Source organism: Microbispora sp. H10885, from assembly GCF_014161415.1.
In the GTDB taxonomy this organism is placed as follows: Bacteria; Actinomycetota; Actinomycetes; order Streptosporangiales; family Streptosporangiaceae; genus Microbispora; species Microbispora triticiradicis.
In genome coordinates this window covers 308395-326283 of sequence record NZ_JABBWY010000005.1, presented here as the reverse complement: position 1 = coordinate 326283, position 17889 = coordinate 308395, and the positions used below count along the sequence as shown (strand labels likewise).

Sequence of the window (17889 nt, the reverse complement as noted above, 5' to 3'; positions counted from 1 at the left end):
GACTTGTCGTCGTGGCCGATCACGGCCGGATATCGCTCAGCAGGAGGACGCATGAACGACGGCTGGACGCCCCTGGAGATAAACCCGGACGGCCCCGCCACTCCCGAAGGGCTGGTCGAGCGCCTGCGCGGGCTGGACGTGGGCGATCTGCTCGTACGGGAGAAGGCCCTCGTCTTCCGCGGTTTCGGCGTCACGCCCGAGACTCTGGACCCGGTCATGGACATGCTCCTGCCCAACCGGCTGGCGTACGTCCACGGCAACTCGCCCCGCACCAAGGTCGGCGGCAACGTCTACACCTCCACCGAGTACCCGCCCGAGTACACGATCTCTATGCACAACGAGTTGTCGTACTCCGCCACCTGGCCCTCCCGGCTGCTGTTCTTCTGCGAGAAGGCGGCCGAGACCGGCGGGGCCACCCCGGTGGTGGACGGCGTGCGCTGGCTGGAGTCGCTCGACGACGAGGTCAGGGAGGCCTTCGCCAAGGGCGTGCGCTACACCCAGAACCTGCACGCCGGCCGGGGGCTCGGCAAGAGCTGGCAGGAGACGTTCGAGACCGAGGACCGCGACCAGGTGGCCGAGTTCCTCGACGGCATCCGAGCCGACTGGCAGTGGCGGCCCGACGGCGGCGTGCGGGTCTCGCAGATCAGGCCGTCCACCACCCGGCACCCCGTGACCGGGGCCGAGGTGTGGTTCAACCAGGCCGACCAGTGGCACCCCGCCTCGCTCGGCGACGAGACCGCCGCCATGCTCGCCGAGCTCATGCCGCCGGAGGAGCTGCCGCAGTCCGTGACGTTCCCCGACGGCGCGCCGATCCCCGGCGACTACGTCATCCAGGCGCGCGACCGCGGCCTGGACAACGCGGTGGACGTCGACTGGCGGAGCGGCGACCTGCTGCTGATCGACAACGTGCTCGTCGGTCACGGCCGCCGGCCCTTCACCGGCTCCCGCCGCGTCCTCGTCGCCATGTCCGACTGAAAGCCCCGTCCGACTGAGAGCACGGCCGACTGAAAGCCGTCTCCGACTTCCAAGCCGTCTCCGGCTGAGAGGGGATCCGCAGTGAGCAAGATCGCTTTGGGGGTCGCCGCGACCTTCACCGCCGAGCCGCTCGGGGACGCCCTGAGATTCTGGCTCGCCGAGCTGGGGACCGAGGGGGACGTCGCCTTCGCTCCGTACGACCAGGTCTTCCCCTCCCTGCTCGACCCGGGCAGCGTGCTCGGCCGGGCCGGCGCCGTGGTCGTCCTCGTCCGCGCCGAAGACCTCACGGCCGGCGCGGCGGATGCGGCCGGCGGGGACTGGGCCGCTCTCGACGCCGCCGCGGACGACCTGGCCACCGCGCTCCGGACGTCGGCGGCCGCGGCGGGCACCCCCCACCTCGTCGCCGTCTGCCCCGCCTCGCCCGAGCACGGCTCGACCGGCGCCCACGCGCGCCTGACCGCCAGGCTGGCCCAGACGCTGGAGGACGACCGCGCGGTCGCCGTGCTCACCTCGGCCGAGCCGTACGAGCCGGCGGACCCGGAGGCCGTCCACGACGCGTTCGCCGACCGGACCGGCAACGTCCCCTACACCGACCACTACTTCGCCGCGCTCGCCGCGGCGGTCGTACGCCGCCTGCAGGCCGTGACCACCCCGCGTCCCAAGGTCGTCGTCGCCGACTGCGACGGCACCCTGTGGGACGGCGTTGTCGGCGAGGACGGCCCGGACGGTGTCGTGATCGGCCCCGAGCGCGAGGAGATCTGGCGGGAACTGGCCCGGCAGGTCGCGGCGGGCCGGCTGCTGTGCCTGTGCAGCAAGAACGAGGAGAAGGACGTCCGCGAGGTCTTCGCCCGGCATCCCGGGCTGCCCTTCGGCCTGGACGACGTCACGGCGATGCGCGTCGGCTGGGAGGCCAAGTCGCAGGCCCTGCGCTCGCTGGCCGACGAGCTGAACCTCGGGCTCGACTCCTTCGTCTTCCTCGACGACAGCCCGGTCGAGTGCGCCGAGGTCCGGGCCGGCTGCCCCGAGGTGCTGACCCTCCAGATGCCACCCCGCGCCGCGGAGGCGGCGGCCTTCCTGCGGCACTGCTGGCCGCTCGACCTCGCTGCGGTCACCGAGGCCGACCGCGAGCGCACCCGGCGCTACCAGGAGGAACGGCGGCGCGAGCAGGCCAGGGACGAGATGTCCCTCGCCGACTTCTTCGCCACGCTCGACCTGCGGGTGACGATCACCCCGGCCGGCCCCGAACACGAGGCGCGGGCCGCCCAGCTCGCCGAGCGGACCAACCAGTTCAACCTCTCGGGGACCCGGCGCCTGGACGGCGACGAGACGTTCGTCGTGGACGTCAGCGACCGCTTCGGCGACTACGGCGTCGTCGGCCTCACCGACGTGCGGACGGACGGGGACGCGCTGCGCGCCGGCGCGTTCCTGCTGAGCTGCCGCGCGCTCGGGCGCGGGGTCGAGCACCGCATGCTCGCCCACCTGGGCGCGCTCGCGCGCGACCGCGGGCTGGCCCGGGTCGCGCTGTCGTTCCGGGCGACCGAACGCAACCAGCCCGCCAGGGACTTCCTCGCCACCCTGCCCGCCACCGCCGAGCCGTACGGCGAGGAGGCGGCGTGGTACGTCCTCACCGCGGCCGACGCCGCGGCCGTCGTCCACTCACCCGTCCACTCACCTGTCCACCCATCGGGCCCTGCTGAGGAGAGGGCAGCGGGGCTCGTCCGGATCGATCCGACGGCCGTGCCCGCCGGATGGGCGGCCGTCGAGCGGATCGCGACCCGGCTCACGGGCCCCGAGGCGATCCTGGACGCGATGCGGGCCGCGCGCCCGGCGACCGAGGTGGCCGGGGCGACGCCCGTCGAGGCGACCGTCATGCGGTGGTGGGCGGAGCTGCTCGACAAGCCGCCCACCTCGGTGAACGACGGCTTCTTCGAGCTGGGCGGCCACTCGCTGCGGCTGGTGCAGTTCATGGCCCGGGTGCGCGCCGAGTTCGGGGTGGAGCTGCCCTTCGACACCCTCTACACCACCTCGTTCACCATCGCCGAGGTGGCCAAGGTGATCGAGGAGCGGCAGCTCGCCGAGACCGGCGACGAGGAGCTGGCCGGGCTGCTCGACGAGCTCGCGGGCCTGTCGGACGAGGAGATCGACGCCCTGCTCGAATCAGGGCTCGAATCGGGGAACGGCTGATCCGCATGGCCACGATGCTGCTGAGCACCCACGGCACGAACGGCGACGTGCTCCCCTTCATACGGATCGGGCGTGAGCTGGCGGAGCGCGGTCACGAGGTCACCGTGCTCACGCACTCCTGGTTCGCCGACCGGATAGCGGCCGCGGGCCTGCGGCACCTGCCGATCGACACCGCGGAGGGTTACGACCGGCACCTGGACGACGCCCGGCGCTACATGCTCGACCCGCTGAAGGACCCGGACGGCGTGCTCCGGCTCTACCGGCGCAACGGCCTCTTCGAGCTGCTGGTCGAGGAGGTGCGCATGATCGAGGCGCACTACCGGCCGGGGGAGACGGTGGTGGTCGCCCGGCACACCTCGGGCATCGCCGCGCTGATGGCCGCCGAGCTGCACGGGGTCCCGGTGGCGCTGGCGTCCGTCACGCCCCACCAGTACGTCTCGCTGCCGGTCCTCGCCAACCTCTTCCGGCACGTGCTCGGTGAGGGGTACGACGAGGTCTACCGGACGTTCGGCCTGCGCCCGGTCCGCGACTGGGCCGCCTACCTGAACAACGCCCCGGTCCAGCTGGTGCTGTGGCCGGAGTGGTTCGACGCCGCGGGCCTGCCGGCGCCCGCGAACGCCGTGCGCTGCGGGTTCGTGCTCGGCGACACGGCGGAGGGGCCGGTCCCCGACTGGGCCGAGCCACCCGTGCTGATCACCGGTGGCACCGGCCAGGTGCTGCACGACCGGTTCTACGAGGTGGCGGCCGCCGCGTGCCGGCGGATCGGGAGGCGGGCCCTGCTGGTGAACCGGCACCCGGCGTTCCAGCCGGAGTCGCTGCCCGACGGGGTGGAGTGGGTGCCCTCGGCGCCGTTCGCCTCGTTCATGCCTCGTGTCGCGGCCGTCGTCCACCACGGCGGGATCGGCACGCTCGCCCGGGCGCTGGCGTCGTCGACCCCGCAGGTGCTGCTCGCCCACGGAGTCGACCGCCCCGACAACGCGGAGCGGCTCGACCGCGCGGGTGTGGCGGAGTGGCTGCCCGTGTCCCACTGGGACGAGGAACGCGCCGCCGGGCTGCTCGCCCGTGCCCTCGCCGACGACGGGTACCGCGAGCGGATCGCCCCGCTCGCGGCCGACGCCGCATCGGAGGACGGCGTACGGGTCGCCGCCGACCACGCGGAGGCCCTGATCGGCACCGACGAGATCCTGCGGCGGCCGGTCCCGCGCGAGCGGCTGGCCCGGCTCACCCCCGAGCAGAAGGTGCGGCTGGCCGCCCTGGCCCGCGCCCGCCGCGGCTGAAGGGGCGTGTGAAGGAGGGCCTCCCGGGTACGCCGTACGCCCACGGAGGGGGAGGCCCATGAGCGAGGTGACGGCGCCGATCTCGCGCTTCGACTACGACAAGGTGGCGATCGTCACCGGAGCCGACTCGGGGATCGGGCGGGCGACCGCGGTGGCGCTCGCCGCGCACGGGTTCGACGTCGGGGTCACCTACCACCAGGACGAGAAGGGCGCGCGGGAGACGGCCGCGCAGGTGGCGGAGCAGGGCCGCCGCGCGGCCGTCCGGCGGCACGACCTCACCGACCCCGTGACCGCCGCCGAGGTGATCGACGAACTCGCCGGCGAGCTGGGCGGCCTCGGCGTGCTGGTGAACAACGCGGGCACCGGAACGGCCGAGCCGCTGCTCGACATCGGCTACGACCGGTGGCGAGAGGTGGTGGCGGTCGACCTGGACGGGCCGTTCCTGTGCTCCCAGCGCGCCGCCCGCCGGATGATCGAGCGCGGCGCGGGCGGGCGGATCATCAATGTGACGAGCGTCCACGAGGAGTATCCCCGCCTGGGAGCGGGGCCGTACTGCGCGGCGAAGGGCGGCCTGCGGATGCTCAGCCGCACGCTCGCGCTGGAGCTGGCCAGGCACGGCATCACGGTCAACACCGTGGCCCCCGGAGAGATCGCGACTCCGATGACCGGCCAGGAGGACCGGCCGCCCCGGCCCGGCACCCGGCCCGGCTACCCACTGGGCCGTCCCGGCGACGCCCGCGAGGTCGCCCAGGTGATCGCCTTCCTGGCCGGCCCGGGCTCGTCGTACGTCACCGGCGCGTCGGTCTTCGTGGACGGCGGGCTCGGCCTGATGGGTCCCCAGGCCGCCGGTGACGCGGACGAGGACCTCTGGGCGTCCGCCTGAGCGAACCGGCTCAGGTGAGGTCTCGAAGCCAGCGGAGGGCGACCGCGCCGGCCAGGCGGGGCGGCACCGTGCCCGCGCCGAGCCCGACGTCCACGAGCAGGTCGAACACCTCGGTGCGGCGGGCGGCCACGGAGATCGCCGCGTCGATGAAGCCGGGGGAGCGGGCGGCCAGGGAGAGCACGTCGGTGGTGCGCAGGTGCCGCCCGAGCGCCCGGCGCAGGGCCCGCCGGTAGGCCCGCAGCGGGTCCGCCGGCGAGCCGATCGCGGCCTCGGCGGCGAGCCGCCCCGACAGCAGCGCGTAGTAGATGCCCTCGCCGGTCAGCGGATTGACAAGGCTCGCCGCGTCGCCCGCCAGCAGCACCCGGCCCGCCCCCGGCACCGGCCGTCCGCTCGACAGCGGCAGGTGGTGGGCCCGCAGGTCGCGGACGGGCGACCTGATCTCGCCGAGCAGGGGCAGCAGCCGGTCCAGCCGCCCGTGCAGGATCTCGCGCCCCGGCCGGCCGGTCTGTCTCAGCATCGGCAGCAGCAGCCCGTAACCGACGTTGGCCGTGCCGTCGCCCACCGGGAACGACCAGGCGTAGGCCGGCCAGCCCTCGCTCCGCATGACGATGACCTGCACGTCGTCGTCCGGCGGCACGTCGGCGTACCCGCGCACCGCGATGGCGGTGTGCCGGTCCGGGCTCGGCGGGACGCCGATCAGCCGCCGGACGGCCGAGTTGGCGCCGTCGGCGGCGACGACCACCCGCGCCGCCACCTCGCCGTCGAGCACGACGAGCCCGTCGCGGACGGCCAGCGTGCGCACCCGGTGGCGGCGTACCTCCACGCCGCGCGCCGCGGCGGCCTCGACCAGCCGGGCGTCGAAGACCCGGCGGGGAACCACGTGGTTGGGCCGCGCGACCGCGGCCGAGACCCGGACCCCGCCGGGCGACGTCACCGCCAGGCGCGGGGTGGGCCGGTGGTCGGAGAGGAGATCGGGCAGGCCGAGCAGCGCGAGCTCCTGCCGCGCGTGCGCCGCGATGCCGTCGCCGCAGGGCTTGTCCCGCGGGAAGGCCGCCCGGTCGAGCAGCAGCACCCGGCAGCCGGGGTCGAGCTGCCTGGCCCGCAGCGCGGCGGCGGAGCCCGCCGGTCCGGCGCCCACCACCACGAGGTCCCACACGTCGTCCACATTCACAGACCGTACGTGGAGAAGAGGCTGGTGGTGGGCCACGACTTCACCGAGTTCGCGGCGGTGTGGAGAAGGGCGTCGATGTCCCCGTAGTTCAGTCCCGAGGCGTCGTCGCGCTGGTCGAACAGCACCACCCAGCTCAGTCCGTCGTAGCGCCGGACCATGAGCGTGGAGGTGCCGGCCAGCGACCCCGTGTGCCAGGTGTTGCGGCCCCCGGTGACCGGGCGGACCTGCCAGCCGAGGCCGTAGTACCAGCCGTCGGAGTTGACCCCGATCGACGGCTTGGCGAACGCCTTGGAGATCGACGCCGAGGTCAGCACGCCGGCCGCGTCGAAGAGGGTGGTGAACTTGGCCAGGTCGACGGCCGTGGCGAGCCAGCCGCCGTGGGCGGCCATGTTCTCCAGGTTGAACCCGCCGTAGGGGAAGGGCACCACGGAGTTCGAGGTGTCGATCACGCTCTTGCCGGTGTACTGCGAGAAATACGGTGCCTCGCCCGCCTTGCGGAGACTCTTCGCGGTCCTGCCGAGCGCCATCCGCTTGATCTTGAGGGGTGTCAGCACCTTGCTCTGGACGTAGCTCGCGTACGAGACGCCGCTCACCCTCTCGATGATCTTCTGAAGGAGGACGTATCCGTAGTTCGAGTACGCGTACGTCGTGCCGGGGGCGTGGTCGAGCTTGAGACCGGACGTGTGCGCGATGATCTGCGCCTGCGTGATCGGCAGCGGGACGCCGAGCGCCGCCGCGATGACCCGGTCCCTGAACATCGGGTCGCCCGAAACCTCGGAGTCCCACCCGCCGAGGTGCTGGAGCAGGTGGGTCACGGTCACGGCGGCGAGGCGCGGATCGGCGGTCGTGCTCAGCCCCAGCAGCGGCGCCACCTTGGCCGAGAGGCTGAGCTTGCCGTCCTGCGCCAGCTTCAGCACCGCGGCGGCGGTGACCGGCTTGCTCAGGCTCGCGACGCGGAACAGCGAGGTGGGACCGGCCGCGAACGAGGTGTCCGCCGTCCAGTTGTAGCCCCGGGCGAGCACCAGCTTGCCCTTGCGGACCACGGCGAGGGACGCGTGCGGGATCGTCCGTGCCTGCATGAAGCGCTTCAGCGTGTCGTCGAAGGGCTTCAGCGACGTCGCGCCGCGGCCGGTGACGCTCCACACGCGGGCGGCCGCGCCCGCCGGCGACGCGGGCAGCCCGGCGGCGAGCCCCGCCACGGCGCCGCCCGCCAGCAGGCGCAGGGTGTTCCTCCGGGTTACCGAAAACCTGTCCGAAATCATGACCGTTGATCTTAGGGGAGCTCTGACCGGTCGTTACCGCCCCCCTGACCGCGCCGACAGGCCGACGATCCAGCCTGGTACTCGTCACTTTTAGCGATCATACCATCACAATAGGTAGCGACTTGATAAGTTCAATTAGCTGCTGGTGAGGCTTATCAAAATGGAAGAGGCGGCCGGGTGGCGGGCAGAGGCAGGCCGAGTCGGACCACGGTATACGCACGTCTGGGCATGGCGCTCGCCGAACTCAACGACCGGCTCGGCGGCTTGCCCAATCCGCGGGAGGCCCAGGAGATCTGGGACGACATCTGGCATGAGGAGGCCCATCACTCTACGGCCCTTGAGGGGAACACGCTCGTGCTCCGCGAGGTTCGAGCCCTTCTTGACCAGGGAAGGGCGGTGGGAGCGAAGGCCCTCCGCGAGTACAACGAGGTGCGTGGCTACGCCACGGCAGCGCAGTGGGTTTACGGGCAGGCGTTGGAGCCGGACGCCTGGCACGACGGAAACCTCATCACGATCAACGAGGTCCGGAGGGTGCATCATGCGGCGATGACCCCGGTGTGGGATGTCGCACCACATCCGGACGCGACGGATCGAGAGGGGCCGGGGAACTTCCGCGAGCACGACATCATGCCCTTCTCCGAAGGGATGATGCCGCCGCCCTGGCCCTTGGTGCCGGAGCAGGTCGGTCAATGGGTCACGGAGGTGTGCGTTCTGGGCAAACGGATCGAGGCGGGTGACGAGCTTGAACATCCCCTGCCCGAGGAGCTGGCCAGGTTGCACAACGGCTTCGAGCGCATCCACCCCTTCCTTGACGGCAACGGTCGTACGGGACGTCTCGTTGTGAATCTCGTTCTCGTCAGACTTCGCTACCCTCCGATCATCATTCTGAAGCGACAGCGTTCCTCCTACCTCGCGGCGCTGCGGCGAGCGGACAACGGGGACTACGGGGCGCTGGGCGAGTTGATCGCACGCGCGATGGAGGACAATCTCAACCGCTTCATCGTCCCGAACATCGCCGGGCCTGCCCGTCTGGTTCCGCTGGCGGCGCTCGCCGACGATGAGTTCAGCCTCGCGGCTCTCCGGCAGGCCGCTCAGCGTGGTCGTCTCAAAGCCGTCCAGGGGGCCGACGGGATCTGGAGGTCCTCACGCAAGTCCGTTGAGGCGTACCGGGCCTCGAAGCACCAGCGGCCGGTGGGGCGCGGGCAGGCGTGACGGAGGCCGCGGCGGGGTGGCCGCGGCCTCCTGGCTTCACCGGGACATGCCGGCGCCTGCGCGTCTGGACCTAGATCCTGCCGGTGCCGGCGTTGGCGAGGACGTTCGCCTTCACGCCGCTCGGGTTGTCGACCGTGTACGAGTACGGGATGGAGGCGACGCTGCCGGAGGTCTGCGGCGTGCCGGAGTTCACGAGGTAGTTGTTGCGGGCGACGATCGAGCCGCCCGGCGAGGAGCCTTCGGAGGTGTGCGTGGGCTCGGCGACGTTCTCGAAGTAGTTGCCCTCGACGAGGACCCCGGCGCCGCAGGTGGAGGCGATGCCGTAGCTGTAGTCCGTGTACGACGGGTTCTTGTAGTAGTAGTTGCTGAACACGTGGACCGGGTTGCCGAAGCGCACTCTCGGGTTGCGCTGGGCGCAGGTCTGGAACGCGTTGTGGTGGTACGTCACCCGCAGGTGCCCGGTGTCCTCGGAGCCGTTGCTGTCGCTGTGGCCGACGAGCGAGCACTTGACGTGGTCGTGGAGCTTGTTCCAGGACACGGTGACGTAGTCGGAGCCGTGCGTGATGTCGAGCAGGCCGTCGTAGTAGTCGGTGCCGTGGCTCGTGTCGCTCGACAGGTCGTTGTGGTCGAGCCACACCCGCTTGGCGTTGTCGAGGTGGATCGCGTCGCCGTTGCCGTTGCCGGCCGGGACCTTGGAGATCTTCAGGTTGCGCACGACGACGTTGGAGACGTCGCGGATGTTGACGCCGCAGCCGGTCAGCCCGGAGTTCGCGCCGACCCCGACGAGGGTGGTGTTGCCGCCCACCCGTACGTCCTCGGAGCAGGTGAAGTTGCCGTTGATCTGGACGGTCTTCGCGGTGTCACCCTTCACGGCGGCGGTGAGCGCGGTCAGCGAGGTGACCGTCGTCGCCGGCCCGCCGGCGCCGCCGCTGGTGCCGCCGCCCTGCGTCGCCCAGCCGACCAGCCCGGTGGTGGGCGGAGTGGTGGGGCCGCCCGTGGGGGTGGAGGTCGGGGTGCTGGTGGGGGTCCCGCTCGGGGTGGAGCCGGTGGGCTGGAGGGTCCACTGTTTGGTGGCGACCGAGTCGCAGGAGTTCTGCTGGACGAGGGCGCCGGAGGTGGTGGAGTTGTCGGCGGTGTTGAGGCATTTGTCGCTGTTGGCGTTGATGATGCGGTAGGTGGATCCGGAGGCGGTGAGTTCCCAGGTTTGGGAGGTGGCGCCGGTGCAGGTTTCCTGTTGGACGGCTTTGCCGGCGGAGGTGGAGGCGCCGGTGACGCCGGCGCATTTGCCGCTGTTGCCGGCGGTGAGGCGGACGCCGCTGTCTTGGGCGGACAGGGTCCAGGTCTGGTTGGTCGTGCCGGTGCAGGCCGAGACGGTGAGTTGTACGCCGTCGGAGCCGCTGTTGCCGGGGACGGTGAGGCACAGGCCGCTGGCGCCGTTGACGATGCGGTAGGCGCCGGTGGTGGGTGCGGCGTTGGAGACGCCGGTGAAGACTCCGCCGACCAGGGCGACGACCCCGGCGACGGCGCCGGCCACCCCGGCTGCGTTTCTGGTGCTCCTTCTCAAGGCCGAGCTCCTTGCGTGTCGTGCAGGACCCCTGACCGAGGGGATGAATCCTGGTCCCACGAGGAATTCATGGACGTGAACGACATTCATGGGTAGGAACGCCAGGCTCAAGGTACGGACCTGTCCAGCGGTGGTCAACGGTCACCGCCGGGGTCTCGTGCGTACGCGGCGCGCCGTACGAGATCATCGTGAAACGTTCACGCCGGACGTGCCGGGGAGGAGTGGCGGATGACCGACGAACAGGTGTTCAGCGCGTGGCTGCGGGACCGCAGCGAGCCCGACTGGACGGCGGTGGTCACGCATCCCTTCGCCGCGGCGATCAGCCGCGGCACCGCCGACATGCGGCGCTACCTGGAGCAGGACTTCCAGTTCGTGGACGCCTTCACGGCGCTGCTCGGTGCGGCCGTCGCCGCGGCCGACTCCTTCGAGTCGCGGGTGGCCGTGGGCCGCTTCCTCGGGCAGACGGTGGCCGACACCGAGCGCGGCTACTTCCACCGCGCGCTCGCCGCGGTCGGCGGCGATCCGGCCCCGCCCGTGCTGGAACCGGTGACGATCGAGTTCCGCGCGCTGATGGACGAGGTGCGCCTCAGCCAGGACTATCCGCTGATCCTGGCCGTGCTGTGCGTGGCCGAGTGGACCTATCTCGGCTGGGCCACCCGGATCCCCGCCGAGGGCGGGACCTTCGTCCACCGCGAGTGGGTCGAGTTGCACAGCGGGCCGGAGTTCGAGGCGTGGGTCGGCTTCCTGCGCGGCGAACTCGACCGGCTCGGCCCGGGACTGGACGAGAGCGGCCGGGCCCGCGTGCTGGACGTCTTCGGCCGCGCGACCGCCCTGGAGCGCCGCTTCTTCGACATGGCGGCCGGCTGATCGGCAGGGTCGTCTCAGGGAGCGCGCAGGGCCAGCGCGGCGAGGCGGCGCAGGGAGAGCCGGAGGAAGACGGCGCTCAGCGGCCCGGCGACCCGCCAGCCGATCCGGCCGGCCACCCCGAAGGGCAGGTGCAGGTGCTCCTCCCACAGGATCCTGCTCCCGCCGCCGGGGCGGGGCAGCACCTGGAACCTCCCCGTCCCGCGGACGACCCGGCCGGTGTGGCGGACCTCCACCTCGTCCGGCGGACGCCAGCCGGTGACGTCCATCGTGTCCAGGAACGAGAGCGGGCCGATCCCGGTCGTCGCCGCGAGCCTGCTGCCCCTGCTGTGGCCGTCGCCCTCGACCACCCACGCCCGGGTCAGCAGCATCCACTCGTGGTGCCGGGGCCAGTCGGTCAGCACGGCGAAGACACGCTCCGGGCTCGCCTGCGCGTCCACCGTCACCGTGAGAGTCTCCATGCCTGTCCCCATGCCAGTCCCCATGCCAGTCCATACGCATCGGTCGTCGCCGCCGGACGCCTCCCGTCCCGGAGGCGCGGGCCGTCAAAGAAGCGGGCTATGCCAGGAAGCGGACCGCGTGCGACGTGGCGCCGTCCGCGGCGAACCCGAGCAGGCGCTCACCCTCGTCGGCCAGCGCGTCCCGGGCCGCCGAATCCAGCGGTGCGAACGGCTCGATCTCCAGGGTCGCCGTCTCCCCGGCCCGCTCGATCCGCCACAGCCCGGCCACGAACCCGTCGACCAGGATCGTCGCCCGGACGATCCCGTTCACCGTGAACACCCGCCGCCGGTGCTCGTCGGCGATGATCCGCCTCCGGTCGGCGTGTGAGAGCAGCAGGTTGTCGAACTCGGGCAGGAACCGCACCGGCGCCTCGGCGTCCGGCTCCGGCGGCGGCGCGCCCGGCACGTCGAGAAGCTCCACGCCGTTCTCGTCCCGGTACGCCACCAGGTCCAGGCCCTTCACCACCGAGCGGAGCCCGGTCAGGCCGGACCAGGTCCGCAGGTCCGCGAGCGACGCTGGCCCGAAGGCGGCGAGATACCGCAGCACCATGTCCCCGGCGGCCGAGCCGTCGCCGAGCGGGCGGCCCAGCCACGACTCGGCCGGGACGTGGCGGGCCTGCGACGAGGCGCCCCACACGCCCCGCGGCGGCACCTGCACCAGCGGCACGATCCCGCGTACGGCCCTTGCCAGGGCCTCGCCGTCCGGCCACCGCTCGCCCAGCCGTGCGGCGAGCTCGGTGAACGTGAGGGGCCGCTCGTCCATCAGCGCGCGGGCGGCGGCCTCCACCTCCCGGAGGTCGGCCTCCGGCAGGCGTCCCGCGACCGACGTGCGGAGCCAGCGGTCGAGGACGGGCTGCACGACCGGGCGCAGGGCCAGGCAGTCGTCGGCGCTGACGAGGTGGATCGTGCCGCGCATCAGCACGATCCGCACGACGGAACGGCCGACGAGCAGATCGGCCAGGTCCTCGTGCCGGAAGCCGAGCAGCCGCGTCCACAGGCCGACGTACGCCGACAGGGGCGCCTGGGACTGCATGCCCACCAGGCGTTCGATCGCGGCCGACGCCTTCATGGTGTGGCGGCGCAGCAGCATCTGACGGTCGAGCAGGGCGCGGTTGAGCGCACGTGTGGTCAGGGCGGGGGTGAGCACGCGTGGGGTGAGCACGCCGTCAACCTAACGCCCCCGACCGACATTCCGGCCGCGCCCTGCTGCCGGGATCACTACCGGGCCTTGCTTGCCGGGACCGCTGCCGGGATCCGCTCAGGTGCGCACGAGCGGCGTGTCGACGAGGTGCTCGGCGAGGAACCACGCCTGCAGCTCGCCCGTACGGACGACCTCGGAGACGAGCAGGTCGTTGGTGCCGTCGTCGCCCATGTCGGCCGCCCGGGAGGCGGCGTCGTGCGCGGCGACCAGGATCGTCTCGTGGGCTTCGAGAAGCCGCGAGAGCATGGCGGGCACCTCCTCCACGCCGTCCGGCGGCCGTGGGATCACGGTCATCTCCGCCACCTGGCGCGGATCGCCGACCGCGACCCCGCCGAGCGTCTGGATCCGTTCGGCGACGGCGTCGATGATCGGCAACTGCTCGCTCGCGTGCTTGTCGAGCAGCAGGTGCAACTGGTAGAAGGTCGGCCCCCGCATGAGCCAGTGGTGCTTCTTGTACAGGCTGTACAGGATCTGCGTGTCGGCCAGGATCTGGTTGAGCCGCTGGCAGGAGTACTCCCGGGTCTCTCTCGGCAGGCCGACGGGGAAGTCCCGGACCGTGCCGAACGACTGGATCTCCACACCCCTCTGGTGCAACCAGGGCTGGCTGCTCGCACGGACTCCGGAGGAAGGGTTGGCAGCCAAGACGTCGCTCCTCACTCATTCGGTTTGTAGCTACCAGTGAGTCTTTCGCCTGGTATGTCCCCTAAACGCCTTCTATAGCGATTTGGCCAAGGTGAACCCTCCGGCCCCGTGCCCGCGTACCTCGGAGGTGTTGAGACTTCCGCGTCACCACGCCCTCGCGTTCGCCGCCGTCGCGGCCGCCGTCCTGTCGTCCGCCCTGTCCTCTGCCTGCGCCGGCCCGGACGCGACCCCCGTGTACGGCCCGCCGCCCACCGTCGAGCAACTCGCCGCGCGGGCGGGCTGCACCCCGAAGATGCAGATCGACGCGGCGGAACTCCGCCAGGGGCACTGCCACACGCCGATCGGCGACTTCTTCCTCACCACCTTCACCACCCAGAGGGGCAAGGACGAGTGGATGGACCAGGCGCCGGAGTACAGCCCCCACCTCGTCGGCGACATCTGGACCGCCCTCGCGCCCCGGGACGTCCTCGACCGGCTCCGGCTGAGGATCGGCGGCGACCTCCACCTCAAGGACCACAGGGTCAAGAGCCCCGGGTGAGCCGGGCGCTATCCGGCCCGCAGAGCCTCCTCCCGGCCCTCCGACAGCCGGGCGGCCGTGCGCTCCGCCGTACGCCTGGCCCAGCGGCCGGTGGTCAGGACGGCGAGACCCAGGACGAGCAGGCCGTACGCGGCGGTGATCCAGTGGCCGGTGCGCGCGGCCGGCACGAAGCGCGCGCCGGAGGCGGCGGCCACGACGGCTCCGGCGATGGCCACGCCCAGCGACTGGCCGACCTGGCGGCTGGTCGAGGCGACCGCGGCGGCCACTCCCGCCTGCTCCAGCGGCATCCCGGAGACCGCGGTGTTGGTGATCGGCGGGTTCAGCATGCCGAACCCCACACCGAAGATCACGTAGATCCCGAGCAGGAGGGGGAGGGGCGTGGTGAGCGTCACCTGGGCGAGCAGCGCCCCGGCGGCGGCGAGGCAGACGCCTCCGGCGACCAGCGGCGCGCGCGGGCCGCGCGTGCCCACGAGCCGGCCGGACAGCGGCCCGACGATCATCGTGCTCACCGCGACGGGCAGCGTGCACAGCCCGGCGTCGAACGCGGAGAGGCCGCGGTGTCCCTGCAGGTAGAGCGTGTTGAGGAAGAGGAACGCGCCCAGGGCGGCGAAGCCGGAGACCGCCATGAGGGCCGCTCCGGAGAACGGCGCGCTGCCGAAGAACCGCATGTCGATGAGCGGTTCGGGCCTGCGCAGTTCGTAGGCGACCAGCCCGGCCAGGGCCGCCGCCGCGACCGCGAAACAGGCGGCGCTGACCGCGGCGCCCGCCGCCGGGCCCTCGATGATCCCGTACGTCAGTGTGCCGAGCAGGACGATGACCAGCACCTGCCCGGCCGGGTCGAGCCGGCGTGCGGCCGGCGCCTTGGACTCGGGCACGTAACGCCAGGTGAGGAACACCGCGAGCAGGCCGATGGGCACGTTGATCCAGAAGATCGCCCGCCAGCCGACGCTGTCGGTGAGCAGGCCGCCGATCACCGGGCCGAGCGCCATGCTGATCCCCACGACCCCGCCCCACACGCCGATCGCCTGGGCCCGCTCCCTGCGGTCGGTGAACGTGTTCGTGATGATCGACATGGCGACCGGGTTCATCATCGACCCGCCGACGGCCTGGACGACCCGGGAGGCGACCAGCCAGGCGAGGCTCGGCGCGAGGCTGCACAACAGGGACCCGGCCGAGAAGATCACCAGCCCGGTCTGGAAGGTGCGCCGGCGGCCCACGCGGTCCGCCGTGGACCCGGCCAGCATGAGCAGGCCGGCGAGCGTCAGCGTGTAGGCGTCGACCGTCCACTGCAGGCCCGAGACCGGCGCGTGCAGGTCCCGCCCGAGGGCGGGCAGCGCGACGTTCACGATCGTGTTGTCCAGCGACACGATCAGCAGGCTCATGCAGCAGATCAGGAGAACAAGAATCCGCCTTCGGCGGGTCATTTACGACACCTCACCACGCAACCGTACAGAAGCGGTCAAAAGTGGGTTGAGGTGGGTCGGGAGGCCGCCCCCGGCGGCCTCCTGGCGGTCTCCTGGCAGGCTCGCGAGGTCAGATCTCCAGTCTGTCCTCGATCGAGCGGAGCTGGTGCCGGGCCAGCGCCAGGTTGGCCCGGGCGCGGTCGAGGGCGAGGTAGAGGAACAGGCCCTTGCCGCCGCGACCGGTCAGCGGCCGGATGAGGTGGTACTGCGAGCCCAGCGTGATGAGGATGTCCTCGATCGTCTCGTTCAGCTGGAGCGCCTCGATCGCCCGCAGCTTGGCCCTGACCACCTCGGTGTTGGCCGCCGCGGCCACCTGGAGGTCGAGGTCCTTGGACCCGCCGAGCGCGCCCAGCGCCATCCCGCTTCCGTAGTCGGCCACCACCGCGCCGACCGCGCCGTCGATGGTCAGCATCTCCTTGAGGGAGACATCCATGTTCGCCATGCGTTCTCTCCTGGTTGGTGTTCGTGTCCGCGGTCGCCCGCTGGCGCTATCCGCGTCCGGCGATGGCGGCGATCCTGTCCGCCGCCCTGCGTCCCTCGATCCGGAGCAGGCCGAGGTTCGCCCCCGGGCCCGCGAGAACGGTGAGGACGAGCGTGGGTCCCGCGGCGTAGCACGCGGTGTGCCCCTGGGCCGCGGAGACCAGCGTCTCCTCCAGCCGCCCGATCTGGGTGAGATCGGTCATCTTCCGGCTCAGCGACAGCAGCGCCGACGTGAGCGCCGCCGTCTGCTCGGTGCCTGTGCCTGTGCCGTGGCCGTTGCCGGTGGAGAGGTCCGTGGTCACGAGCATGCCGTCGACCGTGCACGTGAGCGCCCCGGTGATCTCGGGCGCCCGCTCGCGCAGGACGACCAGCTCCCGATGTATGTCGTGGCGAAGATCCACCGAGGCATCCCTTCCGGCCCGCTTGAGCCACCCGATCACTACAGCGCCTCCAGCGCGTCACGCACTCTGAGCAGCAGGTTCACGTCGGTCACGGCGCCGGCGACCGGAACCGCCGCCGGCCGGGGCGTGCGCGTGGGCAGCGCGGCCGGCTGTTCGTCCGGCTGTTCGTCCGGCTGTTCGTCCGGCTGTTCGTCCGGTTCCGCCTGATCCCTCGCCAGCAGGCCCGCCGCCGCGAGCTCCCGTACGGCCAGCAGCGTGGAGTAGGCCGGGTGCCCGAGACGGCGGGCCAGCTCGACCGGAGTGGCGGTGGAGTCGGCGGCCAGCAGCAGCTCCCACTGCAACCGGGTGAGCAGCGCGTGGGTGCCGGGAATCCGCCGCAGGGGCGTCACCGGCCGCGCGTCCAGCTCGGCCGACGGCCACGCCCGCTCCAGCCGCGCCCGCCGCCTGGCGCACTCGCGCAGCAGCCCCGGCACGTCGAAGAACCAGTGGACCCCGAGCCAGTGCGCGTCGCCCGCCCTGAACCTGGTCCGGAGCGTCCTCGGGGCGAGCAGGAAGAACGCGGCGTCCAGCGTGGCCGACAGCACGCAGAACTCCAGCTCGCCCCGGCTGAGCACACCCCTGCTCACGAGCAGCGCGCCGCCGTCCCCGCCCGGCCCGGCCTCCTGCCGCGCGTGCCGGATCCCGGCGGCGTCGATCCGGCCCGACCCGCCGAGCAGGTCCTCCACCCCGGGCGTGGCCGCGCAGTCCACGTACGACACCCGGCCGCGTACGAGGTAGACCGTGCCCTCCTTGCCCACCCGCAGCGAGCCGGTGGCCTCGTCCTGGGCGAGACCGGCGAGCACGGTGTCCAGAGCCGGAGCGGACCCGGGCCGGGTTCCCATCAGGAGGCGACCAGCTCGTCCGTGACGGCGCGCAGCCGCAGCCGGGCCAGGGCGAGGTTCGCCCGCTCCACGTCCAGCCGTACGCACAGCAGCAGCGGGCCGTCGAACATCATCTCCATGGGCCGTACGAGGTGGTAGGACGTGCCCGTGGTCACGATCACGTCCTCGACCCGGAGGCCGGTCTCCTCGGACGCCGTCGCTACGCCGTCGAGCGTGGCGCGGTAGGCCGCGCTGAGCCCGGCGGCCGCCCGGCCGGGATCGGCGATCCCCCTCGCCGCGACGGCCATTCCGCTGGTGTGGTCGACCAGAATGGCGCCGAGAGCGCCAGGGATCGACATGGCCTCCGAGAGGCAGTCCTCTATCCCGATCAACCCGTCACTCCCGTCACGTC

Annotated in this window: 18 protein-coding genes; 7 read left to right on the top strand and 11 right to left on the bottom strand. The window is 72.2% G+C overall.

The genetic code is table 11. The features are described from left to right. Positions 1 to 51 precede the first annotated feature (51 nt). The 4 genes from HHX37_RS15595 to HHX37_RS15580 all read left to right on the top strand — a co-directional run bounded on the left by HHX37_RS15595 (position 52) and on the right by HHX37_RS15580 (position 5319). Positions 52 to 975 (top strand): TauD/TfdA family dioxygenase, encoded by a 924-nt coding sequence (locus tag HHX37_RS15595; protein WP_182881452.1) that lies wholly within the window; start codon positions 52 to 54, stop codon positions 973 to 975. Positions 976 to 1056: 81 nt separating this feature from the next. Further along, the gene (locus tag HHX37_RS15590) at positions 1057 to 3159 is read left to right on the top strand and encodes an HAD-IIIC family phosphatase (protein ID WP_182885852.1); all 2103 of its coding nucleotides are present in this window, start codon (positions 1057 to 1059) and stop codon (positions 3157 to 3159) included. A 5-nt stretch (positions 3160 to 3164) separates the two neighbouring features. Continuing rightward, positions 3165 to 4436, top strand: a complete 1272-nt coding sequence (locus HHX37_RS15585) for a glycosyltransferase (protein ID WP_182885851.1) — start codon at positions 3165 to 3167, stop codon at positions 4434 to 4436. A gap of 58 nt (positions 4437 to 4494) precedes the next feature. After that, on the top strand, positions 4495 to 5319 hold the full coding sequence (locus tag HHX37_RS15580) for an SDR family oxidoreductase (protein WP_182885850.1): 825 nt from the start codon (positions 4495 to 4497) through the stop codon (positions 5317 to 5319). A gap of 10 nt (positions 5320 to 5329) precedes the next feature. On the opposite strand, the gene HHX37_RS36720 is transcribed toward HHX37_RS15580, so the two are convergent. Next, positions 5330 to 6484 (bottom strand): geranylgeranyl reductase family protein, encoded by a 1155-nt coding sequence (locus HHX37_RS36720; protein ID WP_310740389.1) that lies wholly within the window; start codon positions 6482 to 6484, stop codon positions 5330 to 5332. Positions 6485 to 6486: 2 nt separating this feature from the next. Further along, a complete protein-coding gene (locus tag HHX37_RS15570; RefSeq protein ID WP_182885849.1) occupies positions 6487 to 7752 on the bottom strand; it encodes a serine hydrolase domain-containing protein in 1266 nt (421 codons plus the stop codon). A 228-nt stretch (positions 7753 to 7980) separates the two neighbouring features. Here HHX37_RS15570 and HHX37_RS15565 point away from each other — a divergent pair, with 228 nt between their 5' ends. Further along, positions 7981 to 8964: a Fic family protein gene (locus tag HHX37_RS15565; protein ID WP_182885848.1), complete on the top strand. Its 984-nt coding sequence runs from the start codon at positions 7981 to 7983 to the stop codon at positions 8962 to 8964. A 70-nt stretch (positions 8965 to 9034) separates the two neighbouring features. On the opposite strand, the gene HHX37_RS15560 is transcribed toward HHX37_RS15565, so the two are convergent. Next, on the bottom strand, positions 9035 to 10528 hold the full coding sequence (locus HHX37_RS15560; protein WP_259406470.1) for an RICIN domain-containing protein: 1494 nt from the start codon (positions 10526 to 10528) through the stop codon (positions 9035 to 9037). Between the two features lie 228 nt (positions 10529 to 10756). Between HHX37_RS15560 and HHX37_RS15555 the strand changes: the two genes are divergently transcribed. Further along, positions 10757 to 11395 (top strand): TenA family protein, encoded by a 639-nt coding sequence (locus HHX37_RS15555; RefSeq protein ID WP_182885846.1) that lies wholly within the window; start codon positions 10757 to 10759, stop codon positions 11393 to 11395. A gap of 14 nt (positions 11396 to 11409) precedes the next feature. Here HHX37_RS15555 and HHX37_RS15550 read toward each other — a convergent pair whose 3' ends face one another. The 3 genes from HHX37_RS15550 to HHX37_RS15540 form a co-directional block, all read right to left on the bottom strand. Then, positions 11410 to 11853, bottom strand: coding sequence for an SRPBCC family protein (locus HHX37_RS15550; RefSeq protein ID WP_182885845.1), 444 nt, complete (start codon positions 11851 to 11853; stop codon positions 11410 to 11412). A 97-nt stretch (positions 11854 to 11950) separates the two neighbouring features. Next, positions 11951 to 13054 carry a winged helix DNA-binding domain-containing protein gene (locus HHX37_RS15545; RefSeq protein ID WP_310740388.1) on the bottom strand — a complete coding sequence of 368 codons (1104 nt, stop codon included), beginning with the start codon at positions 13052 to 13054 and terminating at the stop codon, positions 11951 to 11953. Positions 13055 to 13150: 96 nt separating this feature from the next. Then, entirely contained in the window at positions 13151 to 13735 is a 585-nt protein-coding gene (locus HHX37_RS15540) for a Dps family protein (RefSeq protein ID WP_182873887.1), read from the bottom strand. Between the two features lie 130 nt (positions 13736 to 13865). Between HHX37_RS15540 and HHX37_RS15535 the strand changes: the two genes are divergently transcribed. After that, a complete protein-coding gene (locus HHX37_RS15535) occupies positions 13866 to 14273 on the top strand; it encodes a hypothetical protein (protein WP_182885844.1) in 408 nt (135 codons plus the stop codon). An 8-nt stretch (positions 14274 to 14281) separates the two neighbouring features. On the opposite strand, the gene HHX37_RS15530 is transcribed toward HHX37_RS15535, so the two are convergent. The 5 genes from HHX37_RS15530 to HHX37_RS15510 form a co-directional block, all read right to left on the bottom strand. Then, positions 14282 to 15697, bottom strand: coding sequence for an MFS transporter (locus tag HHX37_RS15530; RefSeq protein WP_167521575.1), 1416 nt, complete (start codon positions 15695 to 15697; stop codon positions 14282 to 14284). A 109-nt stretch (positions 15698 to 15806) separates the two neighbouring features. Then, a complete protein-coding gene (locus HHX37_RS15525; protein WP_111698019.1) occupies positions 15807 to 16178 on the bottom strand; it encodes a hypothetical protein in 372 nt (123 codons plus the stop codon). Between the two features lie 46 nt (positions 16179 to 16224). Continuing rightward, positions 16225 to 16617, bottom strand: a complete 393-nt coding sequence (locus tag HHX37_RS15520) for a roadblock/LC7 domain-containing protein (protein ID WP_182885843.1) — start codon at positions 16615 to 16617, stop codon at positions 16225 to 16227. A 38-nt stretch (positions 16618 to 16655) separates the two neighbouring features. Further along, the gene (locus HHX37_RS15515) at positions 16656 to 17498 is read right to left on the bottom strand and encodes a transcriptional regulator (RefSeq protein WP_182885842.1); all 843 of its coding nucleotides are present in this window, start codon (positions 17496 to 17498) and stop codon (positions 16656 to 16658) included. Continuing rightward, entirely contained in the window at positions 17498 to 17836 is a 339-nt protein-coding gene (locus HHX37_RS15510) for a roadblock/LC7 domain-containing protein (protein WP_244302199.1), read from the bottom strand. The genes HHX37_RS15515 and HHX37_RS15510 overlap by 1 nt, the downstream gene beginning before the upstream one ends. Between the last annotated feature and the right edge of the window lie 53 nt (positions 17837 to 17889).

Excerpts from the sequence above, each read along its gene's own strand:
- HHX37_RS15565 (WP_182885848.1), top strand. The coding sequence starts at position 7,981 with ATGGCGCTCGCCGAACTCAACGACCGGCTCGGCGGCTTGCCCAATCCG.
- HHX37_RS15585 (WP_182885851.1), top strand. The coding sequence starts at position 3,165 with ATGGCCACGATGCTGCTGAGCACCCACGGCACGAACGGCGACGTGCTC.
- HHX37_RS15595 (WP_182881452.1), top strand. The coding sequence starts at position 52 with ATGAACGACGGCTGGACGCCCCTGGAGATAAACCCGGACGGCCCCGCC.
- HHX37_RS15515 (WP_182885842.1), bottom strand. The coding sequence starts at position 17,498 with ATGGGAACCCGGCCCGGGTCCGCTCCGGCTCTGGACACCGTGCTCGCC.
- HHX37_RS15510 (WP_244302199.1), bottom strand. The coding sequence starts at position 17,836 with ATGTCGATCCCTGGCGCTCTCGGCGCCATTCTGGTCGACCACACCAGC.
- HHX37_RS15580 (WP_182885850.1), top strand. The coding sequence starts at position 4,495 with ATGAGCGAGGTGACGGCGCCGATCTCGCGCTTCGACTACGACAAGGTG.
- HHX37_RS15530 (WP_167521575.1), bottom strand. The coding sequence starts at position 15,697 with ATGACCCGCCGAAGGCGGATTCTTGTTCTCCTGATCTGCTGCATGAGC.
- HHX37_RS15555 (WP_182885846.1), top strand. The coding sequence starts at position 10,757 with ATGACCGACGAACAGGTGTTCAGCGCGTGGCTGCGGGACCGCAGCGAG.
- HHX37_RS15525 (WP_111698019.1), bottom strand. The coding sequence starts at position 16,178 with ATGGCGAACATGGATGTCTCCCTCAAGGAGATGCTGACCATCGACGGC.
- HHX37_RS15570 (WP_182885849.1), bottom strand. The coding sequence starts at position 7,752 with ATGATTTCGGACAGGTTTTCGGTAACCCGGAGGAACACCCTGCGCCTG.
- HHX37_RS15550 (WP_182885845.1), bottom strand. The coding sequence starts at position 11,853 with ATGGAGACTCTCACGGTGACGGTGGACGCGCAGGCGAGCCCGGAGCGT.